This window comes from Rhodomicrobium sp. Az07 (assembly GCF_018619475.1).
GTDB lineage: Bacteria > Pseudomonadota > Alphaproteobacteria > Rhizobiales > Rhodomicrobiaceae > Rhodomicrobium.
In genome coordinates this window covers 162,395-177,776 of record NZ_JAHFZG010000004.1, presented here as the reverse complement: position 1 = coordinate 177,776, position 15,382 = coordinate 162,395, and the positions used below count along the sequence as shown (strand labels likewise).

The 15,382-nt window shown below is 62.3% G+C and carries 15 protein-coding genes; 11 read left to right on the top strand and 4 right to left on the bottom strand.

The annotated features are described in order from the left end of the window. The first annotated feature begins 16 nt into the window (after positions 1-16). The 10 genes from KKP04_RS04680 (at position 17) to pufC (ending at position 10,052) form a co-directional block, all read left to right on the top strand. A complete protein-coding gene (locus KKP04_RS04680) occupies positions 17-1,141 on the top strand; it encodes a methyltransferase (RefSeq protein WP_215027467.1) in 1,125 nt (374 codons plus the stop codon). An 83-nt stretch (positions 1,142-1,224) separates the two neighbouring features. Then, positions 1,225-2,190 carry a chlorophyll synthesis pathway protein BchC gene (bchC, locus tag KKP04_RS04675; protein WP_215027465.1) on the top strand — a complete coding sequence of 322 codons (966 nt, stop codon included), beginning with the start codon at positions 1,225-1,227 and terminating at the stop codon, positions 2,188-2,190. After that, positions 2,187-3,197 carry a chlorophyllide a reductase iron protein subunit X gene (locus KKP04_RS04670; RefSeq protein WP_215027463.1) on the top strand — a complete coding sequence of 337 codons (1,011 nt, stop codon included), beginning with the start codon at positions 2,187-2,189 and terminating at the stop codon, positions 3,195-3,197. The genes bchC and KKP04_RS04670 overlap by 4 nt, the downstream gene beginning before the upstream one ends. 18 nt (positions 3,198-3,215) lie before the next feature. Beyond that, positions 3,216-4,811, top strand: coding sequence for a chlorophyllide a reductase subunit Y (gene bchY / locus KKP04_RS04665; RefSeq protein WP_215027461.1), 1,596 nt, complete (start codon positions 3,216-3,218; stop codon positions 4,809-4,811). Beyond that, complete coding sequence (gene bchZ / locus KKP04_RS04660; RefSeq protein WP_215027459.1) at positions 4,805-6,256, top strand: chlorophyllide a reductase subunit Z; 1,452 nt, start codon at positions 4,805-4,807, stop codon at positions 6,254-6,256. Before bchY ends, bchZ begins: the two co-directional genes overlap by 7 nt. Before the next feature lie 392 nt (positions 6,257-6,648). Continuing rightward, positions 6,649-6,867, top strand: coding sequence for a light-harvesting antenna LH1, beta subunit (pufB, locus tag KKP04_RS04655; protein ID WP_127077445.1), 219 nt, complete (start codon positions 6,649-6,651; stop codon positions 6,865-6,867). Positions 6,868-6,886: 19 nt separating this feature from the next. Further along, positions 6,887-7,063, top strand: coding sequence for a light-harvesting antenna LH1, alpha subunit (pufA, locus tag KKP04_RS04650; protein WP_127077444.1), 177 nt, complete (start codon positions 6,887-6,889; stop codon positions 7,061-7,063). Between the two features lie 113 nt (positions 7,064-7,176). Next, a complete protein-coding gene (gene pufL / locus KKP04_RS04645) occupies positions 7,177-8,001 on the top strand; it encodes a photosynthetic reaction center subunit L (RefSeq protein WP_215027457.1) in 825 nt (274 codons plus the stop codon). 12 nt (positions 8,002-8,013) lie between these two features. Continuing rightward, entirely contained in the window at positions 8,014-8,991 is a 978-nt protein-coding gene (pufM, locus tag KKP04_RS04640) for a photosynthetic reaction center subunit M (protein WP_215027455.1), read from the top strand. Further along, positions 8,988-10,052, top strand: coding sequence for a photosynthetic reaction center cytochrome PufC (gene pufC, locus KKP04_RS04635; RefSeq protein ID WP_215027453.1), 1,065 nt, complete (start codon positions 8,988-8,990; stop codon positions 10,050-10,052). Before pufM ends, pufC begins: the two co-directional genes overlap by 4 nt. Positions 10,053-10,501: 449 nt before the next feature. Here the strand turns inward: pufC and proB are convergent, their stop codons facing one another. From proB to KKP04_RS04615, 4 genes are all read right to left on the bottom strand, one after another. Then, on the bottom strand, positions 10,502-11,671 hold the full coding sequence (proB, locus tag KKP04_RS04630; RefSeq protein WP_215027451.1) for a glutamate 5-kinase: 1,170 nt from the start codon (positions 11,669-11,671) through the stop codon (positions 10,502-10,504). A 34-nt stretch (positions 11,672-11,705) separates the two neighbouring features. Then, a complete protein-coding gene (locus KKP04_RS04625; RefSeq protein ID WP_215027449.1) occupies positions 11,706-12,206 on the bottom strand; it encodes an Lrp/AsnC family transcriptional regulator in 501 nt (166 codons plus the stop codon). A gap of 110 nt (positions 12,207-12,316) precedes the next feature. Next, positions 12,317-13,060 (bottom strand): MBL fold metallo-hydrolase, encoded by a 744-nt coding sequence (locus KKP04_RS04620; RefSeq protein ID WP_215027447.1) that lies wholly within the window; start codon positions 13,058-13,060, stop codon positions 12,317-12,319. Positions 13,061-13,067: 7 nt separating this feature from the next. Next, complete coding sequence (locus KKP04_RS04615) at positions 13,068-13,679, bottom strand: glutathione S-transferase (protein WP_215027445.1); 612 nt, start codon at positions 13,677-13,679, stop codon at positions 13,068-13,070. A 164-nt stretch (positions 13,680-13,843) separates the two neighbouring features. Here KKP04_RS04615 and KKP04_RS04610 point away from each other — a divergent pair, with 164 nt between their 5' ends. Then, on the top strand, positions 13,844-15,358 hold the full coding sequence (locus tag KKP04_RS04610; RefSeq protein WP_215027442.1) for a HAMP domain-containing sensor histidine kinase: 1,515 nt from the start codon (positions 13,844-13,846) through the stop codon (positions 15,356-15,358). The last annotated feature ends 24 nt before the right edge of the window (positions 15,359-15,382 follow it).

Here is a 15,382-nt window from a genome sequence, read left to right as displayed (position 1 = left end):
CAACTTTGACACGTTGATGGATCGCGTGTTTGCGTTCCGCGACCGGGTGCTGTCGAGCCCGCGCTTCATCCGTTTCGCCGAGACGTTCCCGCTGACGCGCCCCATCGCGCGCCGCGAGGCGGGGGCGCTCTTCGATCTTTGCTCCGGTTTTATCTATTCGCAAGTGCTGCTGGCGTGCGTTCGGCTTCGTCTGTTCGATCACCTGCGCGCGGGACCGCTCTCGCGGGACGAAATCGCGCGGCGGCTCGGGCTTGGCGAGGACGCCACGGCGCGGCTTCTGACGGCGGCGGTCGCCTTGCGGCTGGTGGAGGAGCGGAGCGGCGGGCGTTACGGCCTCGGGCGGCTCGGCGCGGCGGTGCTGGCGAGCCCCGGCCTCACCGCGATGGTGGAGCATCACGGCCTCGTCTATCGCGATCTCATCGACCCGGTTGCGCTGCTGCGCGGCGAGGCGAAGGCGCATGGCGCGGCGGTTGCCTCCACAGCCGACAAGGGCACGCATCTCGCCTCCTACTGGCCCTATGCCGAGGGCGACACCGGTGCGGACCGCGACGCGGTTTCCGCCTACACGGCGCTGATGGCGGCGACGCAGCCCGCCATCGCCGAAGAAGTGCTCGACGCCTACGATTTCACGCGCCACCGTTGTCTCATGGATGTCGGCGGCGGCGACGGCACATTCCTGCGCGCGGCGGCAAGGCGCGTGCCCGGCCTCGACCTCGTTCTGTTCGACGTGCCCGCCGTGGCCGATCTCGCCGATGCGAAATTCAAGGCGGCGAACCTCGCTCACCGCGCGAAAGCGGCGGGCGGCGATTTCACCAAGGAGTTGCCCAAGGGCGCGGACGTCGTGACGCTCGTTCGCGTGCTGCTCGACCATGACGATGACACCGGGCTTGCGATCCTTTCGTCAGTGCGCGCCGCGTTGCCGCCGGGCGGCGTGCTTGTCGTGGCCGAACCGATGGCGGGAACGCGCGGCGCCGAGAAGGTCGCGGCCTATTTCAGCCTCTATCTGATGGCAATGGGACGCGGCAGGCCCCGCACCGAGGCGCAGCTTCGCGACCTGCTGCAACGCGCCGGCTTCAAGACTGTCAGGCGCCGTGCGACCCATCAGCCGCTTCTCGTCCGCGTGCTCGCAGCCACATCTTGACATCTAGAACGAGTGTAAGTTTGAATTGACATATAAGTCGGTCAAGCTAGGATGACACGGCTTCCGAAGAGACTTAGTGCGCCATGGCCCTCCTTCAAGAGTTCCCAACCGAGACTTTAGCGGTCGTTCTGGAAGAGCCCGAAAAGCTCGGCCTGCGGCGGCTTGCGCTTCCGTCTCCGGGGGATGCCGATGTCGTCATCGACGTCGAGTGGAGCGGGATCAGCACGGGCACGGAACGCCTCCTTTACACCGGGCGCATGCCGCATTTTCCGGGCATGGGCTATCCGCTTGTTCCGGGCTATGAGTCCGTGGGCCGCATTTCATGGGCGGGTCCGGCCGCCGGAATTTCCGTTGGCGAGCGCGTGTTCATCCCCGGCGCAAATTGTTACGGCGACGTTCGCGGCTTATTCGGCGGCACCGCCTCCCGCATCGTGATGCCGGGAGCGCGCGCCATTTCGATTGCCGAAAGCCTTGGCGAGCAGGGCATCCTGTTCGCTCTCTCGGCAACCGCTCATCACGCGGCGTTCTCGGACAAGGGCGTGCCCGCCGACCTGATCATCGGTCACGGCGTTCTCGGCCGTCTCATCGCGCGCATCGTGGTCGCGAGCGGCGCGCCAGAGCCGACGGTCTGGGAAAAGAATCCCGCGCGTTTCGATGGCGCGCAAGGATATACGGTTGTCGATCCCGATCAGGATCCGCGCCGCGATTATCGGGTCATCTGCGACGTGAGCGGCGACTCGACCATCATCGACTCGCTCGTAGCGCGGCTCGCGCCCGGCGGTGAAATCATTCTCGCCGGTTTCTATGCCGACCGGCTCTCCTTCAGCTTCCCGCCCGCCTTCATGAAGGAAGCGCGGTTCCGGGTCGCCGCACAGTGGCAAAAGGCCGACATCCAGTCCGTGTCGAAACTCGTGGACAGCGGCCTTTTGTCGTTTGACGGGCTAATCACGCATCGCGTTTCTGCTGACAATGCGCCTGCCGCATATCGCACGGCGTTCGAAGATCCGGCCTGTCTCAAGATGGTATTAGATTGGAGAACGTTAGCATGAGCCTTGACGCCAACGAAGCCAACGCCCTCGAACGGCAGGCGGCGCAGCTTCGCGCCGAGGCTCACGAAGAGCCCGCAGCCGTGCCTACGGGCGAGGTCAAGAAAGAAACGCAGATCATCGCGATCTACGGCAAGGGCGGCATCGGCAAGAGCTTCACGCTCTCGAACCTGTCCTACATGATGGCCCAGCAGGGCAAGCGCGTGCTTCTCATCGGCTGCGACCCGAAAAGCGATACGACATCGCTTCTGTTCGGCGGGCGCGCCACGCCGACCATCATCGAGACCTCGTCGAGGAAGAAGGCCGCCGGCGAGGAGCTGCGCATTGAGGATGTGTGCTTCAAGCGCGACGGCGTTTTCGCCATGGAGCTCGGCGGCCCGGAAGTGGGGCGCGGCTGCGGCGGGCGCGGCATCATCCACGGCTTCGAGACGCTGGAGAAGCTCGGCTTCCACGAATGGGGCTTCGACTACGTGCTGCTCGACTTTCTGGGCGACGTGGTTTGCGGCGGCTTCGGTCTGCCGATCGCCCGCGACATGTGCCAGAAGGTGATCATCGTCGGCTCGAACGACCTTCAGTCTCTCTATGTGGCGAACAACGTCTGTTCGGCGGTGGAATATTTCCGCAAGCTCGGCGGCAATGTCGGCGTCGCTGGCATCGTCATCAACAAGGACGATGGCACGGGCGAAGCGCAGGCTTTCGCCGAAGCGGTCGGCATTCCGATTCTGTCGGCGATCCCGCAGCATGAAGAACTGCGCCGAATGAGCGCGAATTATCAGATCGTTGGCATTCCCGGCACGACCTGGGGGCCGGTGTTCGAGACGCTCGCCACCAATGTGGCCATAGCGCCGCCGGTGCGTCCGACGCCTCTTTCGCAGGACGGTTTGCTGAATCTGTTCAAAGGTGATGCGGTCGGCCGTGGAATCGTGCTCGAACCGGCATCGCAGTCCGACATGCGCGGGCACGAGATCGTCGAGAAGCCCTCCCTCGAAATCGTTTACGACGTAGCATAAGGCAGTTTGCGAGTTCACATGACAGCACTTGAACGCCAATCCTCAGAAGCCGCCTCCGGCGAAGTCGTTTACGACGACGCCGGACGGGTCGCGGTTGCGGAGGCGTCGGCCGTCAAGGCTGAGGCGGGCGTCGACGTCACCGCTGGCGTCGGCTGTCATGCGGGCGCGGCGGAGATGAAGAAGGCGGCTGCGGCTGCTGGCCAAAGCGAGCTTCTGGAGCAGTTCGCGAAGGACTATCCGCAAGGCCCGCACGACCAGCCGCAGACCATGTGTCCGGCCTTCGGGTCGCTCCGCATCGGGCTTCGCATGCGCCGCACTGCGACGGTTCTCTCAGGCTCCGCCTGTTGCGTTTACGGCCTGACCTTCACCTCTCATTTTTACGGCGCGAAACGCACCGTCGGCTACGTTCCCTTCAGTTCGGAAACGCTCGTCACCGGCAAACTCTTCGAAGACATCCGCGACGCTGTTCACAAGCTCGCCGACCCGGATCAGTACGACGCGATCGTCGTCACCAACCTTTGCGTTCCGTCCGCCTCCGGCGTTCCGCTGCGTCTCCTGCCGAAGGAGATCAACGGCGTCCGCATCGTAGGCATCGACGTGCCGGGCTTCGGCGTACCGACGCATGCGGAAGCGAAGGATGTGCTGTCCGGCGCGATGTTGCGCTATGCGCGCGGCGAGGCCGAGGCGGGCCCGGTGCAGGCACCGCGCGGTGGTCGCTCCGAAAAGCCGACCATTACGCTTGTCGGCGAGATGTTCCCGGCCGACCCCGTCACCATCGGCATGATGCTTGAGCCGCTCGGCCTCGCCGCCGGGCCGGTCGTGCCGACGCGCGAGTGGCGCGAGCTTTACGCCGCGCTCGACTGTGCCGCCGTCGCCGCGATCCATCCATTTTATACTGCGTCCTTCCGCGAATTCGAGGCGGCTGGTCGCTCGATCACAGGCTCCGCGCCGGTCGGCTATGACGGCACGGCAAGCTGGCTTCTCGCCATCGGCGAGCTTTGCGGCGTCGCGCGCGACAAGGTCGACGCAGCCCTGAACCGCATCCTGCCCGCCGTGCGCACCGCGCTCGCGAAGGCGCCGGTCAAGGGCCGCATCACCGTTTCCGGCTATGAAGGCTCGGAGTTGCTCGTCGCGCGCATGCTGATCGAAAGCGGCGCCGACGTGCCCTATGTCGGCACAGCCTGCCCGAAGACGCGGTGGTCCGAATCGGACCGCGAATGGCTCGTATCGAAGGGCGTGCGCGTGCAATATCGCGCCTCGCTCGAACAGGATATCGCGGCGGTGGACGAGTTCCATCCCGACCTTGCCATCGGAACGACGCCCGTCGTGCAGCACGCGAAGGCGAACGCGATTCCCGGCCTCTATTTCACCAACCTCATATCCGCTCGCCCGCTCATGGGCGTTGCAGGCGCCGGCTCGCTCGCGCAGGTGGTCAACGCCGCCATCGCCAGCAAGGCCCGCTTCGAGGAGATGAAGGCGTTCTTCGGCAGCGTCGGCACGGGCTACCAGGCCGGTGTGTTCGATGAGGCTCCGAAGGAGCCCGCGAAGGTCAAGGAATTGCCGTTGAAGAAGCCGTCGGCGACCGACCTCCCGAAGGAGGCCATGGGATGCTGATCGCGGATCTCGACAGAGCTGGCGGCTATTGGGGCGCGGTCTACGTCTTCACGGCCGTGAAGGGGCTTCAGGTCATCATCGACGGGCCGGTCGGCTGCGAAAACCTGCCCGTTACGGCGGTGCTGCATTACACGAACGCGCTCCCCCCGCACGAGCTTCCCATCGTGGTCACGGGGCTGTCCGAGGAAGAACTCGGCAAGACCGGCACCGAAGGGGCCATGAGACGCGCCCACAAGGTTCTCGACCCCAGAGTGCCGAGCGTCGTCGTCACAGGCTCCATCGCGGAGATGATCGGCGGCGGTGTGACGCCCGAGGGCATGAACATCCAGCGGTTCCTTCCGCGCACCATCGACGAAGACCAGTGGCAGAGCGCCGATCGCGCGCTCGTCTGGCTGTGGAAGGAATACGGCGTCAAGAAGAAGGCCAAGGCGAAGCCGAAGGCTGCCGACGCCAAGCCGCGCGTAAACATCATCGGGCCGAGCTACGGCGTTTTCAACACGCCGTCCGATCTCGCGGAAATCCGCCGCCTGGTCGAGGGTATCGGAGCCGATGTCAATCTCGTCTTCCCGCAAGGCACGCATCTGAACGACATTCCGCGCCTCGCCGACGCAGACGCGAACGTTTGCCTTTATCGCGAGTTCGGCCGCCTTTTGTGCGAAGCGCTCGAAAAGCCCTATCTTCAGGCTCCCATCGGGCTGCACTCGACGACGAAGTTCCTGCGCGCGCTTGGCGAGACGCTCGGCCTCGATCCCGAACCGTTCATCGAGCGGGAAAAGCAGACGACCATCAAGCCGCTCTGGGATCTCTGGCGATCCGTGACGCAAGACTTCTTCGGCACGGCGAGTTTCGCCATCGTCGCGAACGAGACATATGCGCGCGGCGTCCGCCATTTTCTCGAAGACGAAATGGGCCTGCCTTGTACTTTCGCAGTATCCCGACTCACCGGAAAGAAGACCGACAACGACGAAGTGCGTCGTTTCATCCGCGAAAAGCCGCCTCTCATCCTGTTCGGCTCGTATAACGAACGCATGTACCTGGCCGAAGCGGGTGGGCGCTCAATGTATATCCCCGCTTCTTTTCCGGGCGCGATCATTCGTCGCCATACGGGAACGCCTTTTATGGGCTACGCTGGCGCTACCTACCTCGTGCAGGAAGTCTGCAACGCCTTGTTCGACGCACTTTTCAATATTCTGCCTTTGGGGAAGGATCTGGACCGGATCGAGGCCACTCCTTCCCGGCTCCTGCGTCAGCTTCCTTGGGATGAAGACGCCAAGGCGCTGTTCGACGACCTCGTCGAGGCGCAGCCGGTGCTTGTGCGGATATCGGCGGCAAAGCGGTTGCGGGATGCAGCGGAGAAAGCTGCGCGCGAGGCTGGTGAAGCAAAAGTTACGGCGGTGCGCCTTGGTCAGTCGACTGCGCTGTCCGTCGATGGGAGGGCCGCATGACGGCCGCTGATCTCGGATCGGGCAAGACTGAGAAGGATGCGGATATAGTGCCTTCCTTGAACACTCAAGACTGCCATACGCACGCACGCATACGGGCGAGAGAGGCGCAGGAGTTTCGGCTGATGTTTATCGCCACTTTTCCGCTTTTTCTGGCTGCGGGACTGGTGAAGCGAGCAGTTTCCCCGCGACGCGGCGACGCGCGGCGGAAATCCGTCTTCGCTGAAGCTCGCGCAGCTGCCAATACATGTATTCCATTCGCATTCATGCGATAGGAAAAGGTTTCACCCGGATGTCCGGGCGAAAGAACTCCATGGCAAGAACGCCATGGCGAACCCGGCCGCGAGGGCAATGCGCGGTAACTGCAAGAGTCCACTTTAGCGGAGATCAAGCTTATGGCTCAAGAAGAAAGGGATGTCTCGCTCACCGGGCTGACCGAAGGCGAGGCGAAGGAATTTCACAGCATCTTTGTTGCTAGCTTCATCGGCTTCAGCATCGTTGCGATCATCGCTCACGTTCTTGCTTGGAACTGGCGTCCTTGGGCTCGCCCGCTCGCCGACCTCGGCGACGGCGTGCAGACCGCGGCCCTGACCATTGTCCAGTATCTCGCCTAATTCATAAGGAGAAAATCACATGTGGCGCATTTGGCTTCTTTTTGATCCCCGCCGGGTTCTGGTCGCGCTGTTCGCGTTCCTGGTTGTCCTGGGTCTCCTGATCCACTTCATCCTCCTCAGCACCACCCGCTACAACTGGATCGACACTCCCGCTCCGGCTGCGGCTGCTCAGAACTCCGCCCTTCCGGCTCGTTGAGCGGTTGGGACCACACAGAATGGCGGATGAGGATAGTCGCGCCTCATCCGCTTTCTTGGGACTTTTTCAAAGGGAGGTCGAGCGGCGGCTCGCCTCCTAATTGGAGGTGAGCGATGGCATTGCTCAGTTATGAAAAAAAATACCGTGTTCGAGGTGGCACCCTCGTAGGGGGCGACCTTTTCGACTTCTGGGTGGGCCCATTCTATGTCGGATTTTTCGGGGTCACCACGCTGTTCTTTGCGCTCCTTGGAACGGCTCTGATCGTTTGGGGGGCTGCCCAAGGGCATACTCTCAATATCTGGAAGATCAACATCGCTCCTCCAGACCTCAGTTACGGTTTGGGTGTGGCTCCTCTAGCCAAGGGCGGTCTGTGGCAGCTCATCACGATCTGCGCGACCGGCGCGTTCATCTCATGGGCGCTGCGCGAAGTTGAAATCTGCCGCAAGCTGGGTATCGGTTACCACGTGCCGATCGCTTTCAGCGTTGCGATCTTTGCGTATCTCAGCCTTGTCGTCATCCGTCCCGTTCTCATGGGCGCTTGGGGCTTCGGTTTTCCCTACGGCATCATCAGCCATCTAGATTGGGTATCCAACACTGGATATCAATATCTGCACTTCCACTACAACCCGGCCCATATGCTAGCGATCGCGTTCTTCTTCCTGACGACGCTGCTTCTGGCAATGCACGGTGGTCTCATTCTCTCGGCCCTCAACCCGGGCGGCCGCGATGTTGTGAAGACGCCCGAGCATGAGAACGCCTTCACCCGCGATCTTCTGGGTTACTCCATCGGCACCATCGGCATTCACAGGCTCGGCGTTTTCTGCGCGATCATGGCGGTTCTCTTCAGCGCCCTGTGCATCGTGTTGAGCGGACCCTTCTGGACCAAGGGTTGGCCCGAGTGGTGGAACTGGTGGTTCAATATCCCAGTCTGGCGCTAGGGGAAACAGACCATGGCCGAATATCAAAATATCTTTACGCAAGTTCAAGTTAAGGGGCCGGCCCATCTCGGCGTTCCCCTCTACCGCGACCAATACGGCCGCACCGGCAAACCGTTCCATGTCTATCTGCTCGGCATCATCGGTGACGCTCAGATTGGCCCGATCTACCTCGGTTTGACCGGCGTTGCTTCGCTCATCTTCGGGTTCATCGCTATCGAGATCATCGGCCTCAACATGGCCGCCTCGGTGGACTGGAGCCCGGTGCAGTTCGTGAAACAGCTCCCCTGGCTCGCGCTTGAGCCGCCGGCGCCTGAGAACGGGCTCAAGATCCCGCCGTTGAACCAGGGCGGCTGGTGGCTCTGGGCTGGCTTCTTCATGACGGCGTCCGTGATGCTCTGGTGGGCTCGCACCTATCTGCGCGCTCGGCAGCTCGGAATGGGCACGCATATCGCCTGGGCGTTTGCCGCCGCGATCTTCCTGATGCTGTCGTGCGGTCTTTTCCGCCCGGTGCTCATGGGAACGTGGGGTGAAGCGGTTCCGTTCGGTATCTTCCCGCACCTCGACTGGACGGCGACGTTCTCCATCCGTTACGGGAACCTTTACTACAACCCCTTCCACATGCTCTCGATCGTCTTCCTGTACGGCTCCACGCTTCTTTTTGCGATGCATGGCGCCACGATCCTCGCGGTCAGCCGCTTCGGCGGTGAGCGCGAAATCGAGCAGTCGACCGATCGCGGCACGGCGCTTGAGCGTGCTGGTCTCTTCTGGCGCTGGACCATGGGCTTCAACGCTTCCATGGAATCGATCCATCGCTGGGCTTGGTGGTTTGCGGTTCTTTGCCCGATCACCGGCGGTATCGGCATCCTTCTGACCGGAACTGTCGTCGATAACTGGTATCTCTGGGGCATCAAGCACGGTTTCGTGCCGGTTTATCCCGAGACGCTGCCCGTCATCGTTGACCCGGCCCTTCTTCCGGGAGCTCCCAAATGAGTTACAAGCAACGAATCCTGACCCTTGCCCTTGCGGGCGCGGCACTGGCGGTCTTTCTGGTCGTGTTTGCCTACTACACGCTGCAGCGCCCTACGGTTGAGTGGCTGCAGTGGGGGTATCGCGGAACGGGCTTGGTCCACCTCGTCAACTCCCGCGACATCCAAAACCAGCAGCGGGAGGGTCTGCATGCCGTTCCCGCCGCGGATGAGACAATCGATCCGGCTGGCACGAAAGCTTCCGAAGTGTATCTGAACGTCAAGGTTCTCGGCGATCTCGACTCGAACGAGTTCCTGCGGTTCATGACGGCGATCACCAAGTGGGTGGCGCCGGTGCAGGGCTGCGCATATTGCCATAATGAGGCGGATTTCGCCGACGAGAATGTCGTTACAAAGATCGTCTCTCGTCGCATGATCCAGATGACTCAGGATCTCAACGCGAAATGGAAATCTCACGTTGCGATCAATGGCCAAGGCGTGACCTGCTACACCTGCCATCGTGGTAATCCGATCCCGAAGAACGTCTGGTATACCCCGGTCGAACCCCGGTTCTCGCAAGCTCTGCTCGGCAATCTCGCCGGCCAGAACCAGCGCGCTACCGCCGTCGGCCTGACGTCACTGCCGTTCGATCCCTTCACGCCCTTCCTAGTGAAGAGCGATCAGATCCGCGTGGTGGGCAAGACCGCTCTGCCGACGACGAACCGTATGTCGATCAAGCAGGCGGAATGGACCTATGGGTTGATGATGTCGATGTCCAAGTCGCTCGGCGTCAACTGCACCTACTGCCACAACTCCCAGAACTTCCAGTCTTGGGGAGCGAGCAGCCCGCAGCGTGTGACTGCCTGGTACGGCATTCGTATGGTGCGTGACATCAACAATAACTACATCAACCCGCTCACGCCGCTTTATGCGAACGTTGCCGGCCGCAAAGGTCCGGCTGGCGACATCGCGAAGGCGAACTGCGCAACCTGCCATCAGGGCGCTTTCAAGCCCCTCTACGGCGTAAGCCAGCTGAAGGACTACCCGGTGCTTGCGGGTCCCTCCAGTGCGGTGAAGACGCAGTAACTTTGAGAGCGGTGTCGGCGCCTGGTGCCGACACCTTTTGCCATTGCTCGAACAGGAACCCCCGCTCCGGCGGGGGTTTTTGTTTTACAGCCTCGTAGGTGTTTGTTGTCGATCAGTTTTTCTACTCAAATCGTGTCCGATTAAAAGGCAGGCTGATCTAAGCCTTGGTTCAACGCCCGCTACTCAACCGGAAACCTCCCCGCGCATGCGGAGCGGAGGGCGTTCAGGGCGAAACAGGGCCGCAGGGTTTTGAAATCTCCCCGCGCATGCGGAGCGGAGAAGTTGCGCGTCAAGTTCTGCAAAATCGCCCGGCCATAGCTCGGAATGTTTCCTAGACTACAGCCCGTTCCGATCCGATTGAATCGCAATCAGATCGGTAAAACGGTCTCTTCTTGACGTTTAGAGCCGGATCCGATCAGGTTGGGTCAACCTGATCGGTGGATCCGGGTCTAGTCCAGCTCGTGCAGGAACGCCAAATCGTCGCGATGAATGAGCGCCGCCCGCCCGGCATAGCCGAGCGTCGCCTCGATTTCGTGGGAACTGCGCCCGGCGATGCGCGCGGCTTCGTCGGCGCTGTAGGCGATGAGCCCGCGCCCGATTTCGCAGCCGTGACCGTCGCGGATGATGACCGCCTCGCCGCGCTCGAATGCGCCGCTGACGCCGGTGACGCCTGCGGGCAGGAGGCTGCGGCCGGAGCGCAACGCACGCGCCGCGCCGTCGTCGATGAGCACGACGCCCTTCGGTTCGAGCGTGCCCGCGATCCAGCGCTTGCGGGCCGCGACCGGGTTCGCCGAAGCGAGAAACCATGTGCAGCGCGCGCCGTTGGCCAGCGCCCGCAGCGGATGAAGCTCCTTGCCGCTCGCGATGACCATATGCGTGCCGGCCGAGACGGCCAGCTTCGCGGCGGTGATCTTCGTCACCATGCCGCCGCGCGAAAGCTCGGTGCCCGCGTCGCCCGCCATGGCCTCGATTTCAGGCGTGATCTGCGTGACAACATCGATATGGCGCGCGTCGGGGTTCTTCGCGGGCGGCGCGGTGTAAAGACCGTCGATGTCGGACAGGAGAACGAGGCAGTCCGCCGTCATCATGGTGGCGACGCGCGCGGCAAGGCGGTCGTTGTCGCCATAGCGGATTTCGGCGGTGGCGACGGTATCGTTCTCGTTCACCACGGGAACCGCGCCGAGCTTCAGAAGCGTCGCGATGGTGCTGCGAGCGTTAAGATAGCGGCGGCGCTCTTCCGTGTCGCCCGGCGTCACGAGGATCTGCGCGGTCGTGATGCCGCGCTCGCGAAACACGGTCTGATAGGCATGCGCGAGCGTCACCTGCCCGACGGCGGCCGACGCTTGCGCCTCTTCCAGCTTGAGCGCACCGGGTGCCAGCCCAAGCGCGCGGCGGCCGAGCGCGATCGCTCCCGACGACACGAGAATGACCTCGCGCCCTTGCGCCTTGAACTCCGCCACGTCATCGCCGATGGCTTCGAGCCACGCCTTTTTCAGCGTGCCGGTTTCGCGGTCGGTCAGGAGCGCCGAGCCGATCTTTATCGCGATGCGGCGCGCGTTCTGCCATTCCGGCCTGGAGTCGAGTGCCGTGCGCGCGCGGTGTGGGTCAGTGAGCGTCATGATGGCGTTGAAAAACGCCGAATTGGGGCGTCCGTCAAGCCGGTTGCTGTTGCGGCCGTTTCGACGCCGCGCCGATGGCGAAGGACAGCGGCAGCGCCGTCGTGAACTTGATCTGCTCCATCGCGAAGCTGGAGCTGACATCCGTCAGGTCGATCTGCGAGATGAACGCCTTGTAGAAGCGGTCGTAGCTGGCGATGTCCGGCACGACCACGCGCAGCTGGTAATCCACCGCGCCGCTCATACGGTATGCCTCGACGATCTCGGGGAAGCTCGCCACCACCTTCTGGAAGCGCTCGAGCCAGACGGCATTATGCTGGTTCGTCGTGATGGCGACGAAAACGGTGACACCGGCGCTGACGCTCTTAGGGTCGAGCAGCGCGACGCGCTTCTGGATGACGCCGTCCTGTTCGAGCTTCTGGATACGCCGCCAGCATGGCGTCGTCGACAGGCCGACCTTCTTGCCGATTTCGGCGACAGGAAGCGTGCTGTCCTCCTGCAAGATCGTGAGAATTTTGATGTCCATAAGGTCGAGCATGAGCGAATCCAGTAAATTCTTTCCGCAATGCGCATGCCTGCGCAACGGCTTCCCACACTACATTCGCTGAACGTTCTTGCACAGAATAATATTTCTCAGAGCCGCCTGCGTTAAATGGTCACCTTCAAACCGTCCGCGGCCGCCATGCAAATGCGCGGATCAATGCGATCCACCGCCGCGAGCATTTCGTCTCCCATATGCGTGAGAAGATAACGCTTTGCGCCAATGGAGGAAAATTTCGCAGCAAGCCTCTGATAGTCGAGATGCATGTCGACCCTGGTGCTGTAGGTCGAACACTCGACGAGATACAGGTCCGCCCCCCGGCCTGCCGCGATCACGCCGCCGCAGAACCCGCTGTCCCCGGAGAAACTGAACTGCTTGTCGCCGTCGCAAATCGACAAGGCCAGCGAGGGCGATCCGGAGAAGTGGTCCACTTCGAACGCCTCGACGAGGAGGCCGCGCCATTCGATGGTAAAGCCCGGATGAAGGTCGCGGAAGATAATTTCGAACGGCTTCCTCGCGCCGAGAATGCCCGGATAGACGCTCTCCATCAGGCTTTCGAACCGACTTTCGATGCCCGGCGGTCCGAATATTTCCATCGGCTTCTCGGTCCTGTCGATGAACATGCGGTCGAGAACGAGGGACGGCAGGCCGCCGAAATGATCGCCGTGGCAATGCGAGATCAGGATGGCGTCGACAGCCGAGATGCGGACGCCGGCGCGCTTCAGCGCATGCGGCGACGTCGCACCGCAGTCGATCATGAGCCTGCCATGCGATGTATCGAGCAGATAACAGCTGTTGAACCGGCCGCCGGAGGCGAAAGCGTCGCCACAGCCGATGACTGTCAGTTCCATGCGAACCTCACGCTTTGGAGGAAGGGCGGGCGGTGACTTCGGCATGCCAACGCGCAAAATGCGGCACCCCCTCCGGCACGGCAAGCCGGGCAGGTTTCATGAAATCGGCGGCAATCATGGCTGTGATATCGGCGACGGAAAAGCGCTCGCCCGCGAGATAGCGCGCTTCGCCAAGGCGCCGGTCGAGGATGCGAATGATGTCGGAAACGCGCGGCTTGTTGGCTTCGGCCCATGCGGCAACCTGCGGCACTTCGAGGCCCGCCATCGCAGGGTGGCTATGGCGGAAACACTGTGCGACCGGGAACAGAAAATTCAATTCCGCGATCCGGTTCCACATTTCGACGGTGGCGATTTCGAGCGGCGTCTGCCCGAAAAGCGACGGCTCGGGCTGCAACGCCTCGAAGTAACGGCAAATCGCGATCGATTCAGAAATCGACGTCCCGTCGTCGAGAACGAGAACAGGCACGCGCTGCACGGGGTTGAGACCAGAAAACGCCTCGGATTTGTGGGCGCCGGACATGATGTCGACGTTCTCGAAGGGGACGGCGATGGCCTTCTCGGCCAGAAACACACGGACACGGCGCGGATTTGGCGCGCGCTTCTCGTCGAGTATCTTCATTTGTTTACCAGGCTTCGCGATTGTCTCGAGTGTCGCGGAACAGAAACGACCTTTCAAGCGGATAAACAAATATCAACGCAATATTAGCACTTTCGAGCGATCCTGCATGAGGCGCGTGCCGGGGCAGCAGAGCGCAGAACTCCTCCAAAGTGGATGATGGGTTGATGAGTACCGCTCGTTCCTTGAGATGGCGCCGGTTCAAGCATAATACGAGCAACCCAACCCCGCACCCGAGTGATAACTCTGCGGTCAAGCACGATTTCGCCTACGACCTGCTGGTCATGTTCGTAAGGAACGAAACCGTCGCGGCGCTAACCGTTCCGATCATTGCCATTTTTGTTGCCGCCACCATGCTGAACTGGGCGACTGAGCCGCGTCAGCTTCTCCTATGGCTCGCAACGATCTTCATTTCCGAGGGCATCCTCCTTGCGCTGTGCCGCCAGTTCAAGCGGCAGCCGCGCGAGACGGTCGATCTCGTGCAGTGGCGGCGCAACCTCGCGGCAGCCGAGTTCCTCTACGGCGTCTGCTGGGCGGCTGTGGCGTTCACGCCCTTCATGGTGCAATCGCAGGCGGCGTTCTTCTTCCTGTTCGCGGCGCTGACCGTGGTCACGGCGATCCGGATGCTGTTCGCCGCTTCGGTGATGCACATCCTGCACGCTGGGACGGCTCCGGTGACGGCCGCGCTGGCCTTGCGCTTCCTGATGACGGGCGAGCCGTTCTACTGGGCGCTCGCGGTGGTCGCGGTCGGGATTCACTTCTACTTCGTCTTCCTCGTGAAGAACCTTCAGCGGACGGCGCTCTCGATGCTCGACTACCGCGCGGAGAAGGACCGTCTCATCGAGGAACTTGAGAAGGCGAAGGCCGTCTCCGACGAAGCGCGTGTCAGGGCGGAGGCGGCCAATGTGGCGAAGTCGAAATTCCTCGCCAACATGAGCCACGAACTCCGCACGCCCCTCAACGCGATCATGGGTTTCTCGGAGATGATCAAGGAAGAAGTTCTCGGCCCCATCGAGAACGAGAACTATCGCTCCTATGCCGCCGACATTCACGAATCGGGCAGCCATCTTCTGAAGCTCATCAATGAGATCCTGGACCTGTCGCGCATCGAGGCCGGGCGTTACGAGCTGACGGAAAAACCCCTCGACGTGGCCGAGACGGCGCTCGAAAGCCTGCGCCTGATGCGCATCGATGCCCATCAGAAGAACCTGCGCGTGGTGACGGACTTCCGCCCCGACATGCCGCGCATCATGGCCGACGAGCGCGCGCTTCGCCAGATCTGCCTCAACCTTCTCTCGAATGCGATCAAGTTTACGCCCGATAACGGCCTGATCGCGGTCCGGGCGGGCATCCTGCCGAGCGGCGAGGCGGTGCTTTCGGTTCGCGATAACGGCCCCGGCATCCCGGAGGAGGAAATCTCGCAGGTCTTGCGGGCCTTCGGACAAGGGTCTCTCGCGCTCAAGACGGGCGAAAGCGGGACTGGCCTCGGACTTCCCATCGTAAGCGGTCTTGCCGAGCTTCACGGTGGACGGTTCGAACTCCGCAGCAAGCTCGGTGTCGGCACCGAAGCGTCTCTCATCCTGCCGAAGGCGCGGGTTTTGCCCATCGTGCCCCAGCCGCGCAAGCCGGTGCCGCAGCCGGTTCCCGCCGAAGTACCGTATCTGATACGCGGCGCCGCCTGACGCGAGAAGAATGGCCGGTTCAGC

Excerpts from the sequence above, each read along its gene's own strand:
- KKP04_RS04680 (WP_215027467.1), top strand. The coding sequence starts at position 17 with ATGGATCGCGTGTTTGCGTTCCGCGACCGGGTGCTGTCGAGCCCGCGC.
- bchC (WP_215027465.1), top strand. The coding sequence starts at position 1,225 with ATGGCCCTCCTTCAAGAGTTCCCAACCGAGACTTTAGCGGTCGTTCTG.
- KKP04_RS04670 (WP_215027463.1), top strand. The coding sequence starts at position 2,187 with ATGAGCCTTGACGCCAACGAAGCCAACGCCCTCGAACGGCAGGCGGCG.
- bchY (WP_215027461.1), top strand. The coding sequence starts at position 3,216 with ATGACAGCACTTGAACGCCAATCCTCAGAAGCCGCCTCCGGCGAAGTC.
- bchZ (WP_215027459.1), top strand. The coding sequence starts at position 4,805 with ATGCTGATCGCGGATCTCGACAGAGCTGGCGGCTATTGGGGCGCGGTC.
- pufB (WP_127077445.1), top strand. The coding sequence starts at position 6,649 with ATGGCTCAAGAAGAAAGGGATGTCTCGCTCACCGGGCTGACCGAAGGC.
- pufA (WP_127077444.1), top strand. The coding sequence starts at position 6,887 with ATGTGGCGCATTTGGCTTCTTTTTGATCCCCGCCGGGTTCTGGTCGCG.
- pufL (WP_215027457.1), top strand. The coding sequence starts at position 7,177 with ATGGCATTGCTCAGTTATGAAAAAAAATACCGTGTTCGAGGTGGCACC.
- pufM (WP_215027455.1), top strand. The coding sequence starts at position 8,014 with ATGGCCGAATATCAAAATATCTTTACGCAAGTTCAAGTTAAGGGGCCG.
- pufC (WP_215027453.1), top strand. The coding sequence starts at position 8,988 with ATGAGTTACAAGCAACGAATCCTGACCCTTGCCCTTGCGGGCGCGGCA.
- proB (WP_215027451.1), bottom strand. The coding sequence starts at position 11,671 with ATGACGCTCACTGACCCACACCGCGCGCGCACGGCACTCGACTCCAGG.
- KKP04_RS04625 (WP_215027449.1), bottom strand. The coding sequence starts at position 12,206 with ATGCTCGACCTTATGGACATCAAAATTCTCACGATCTTGCAGGAGGAC.
- KKP04_RS04620 (WP_215027447.1), bottom strand. The coding sequence starts at position 13,060 with ATGGAACTGACAGTCATCGGCTGTGGCGACGCTTTCGCCTCCGGCGGC.
- KKP04_RS04615 (WP_215027445.1), bottom strand. The coding sequence starts at position 13,679 with ATGAAGATACTCGACGAGAAGCGCGCGCCAAATCCGCGCCGTGTCCGT.
- KKP04_RS04610 (WP_215027442.1), top strand. The coding sequence starts at position 13,844 with ATGAGTACCGCTCGTTCCTTGAGATGGCGCCGGTTCAAGCATAATACG.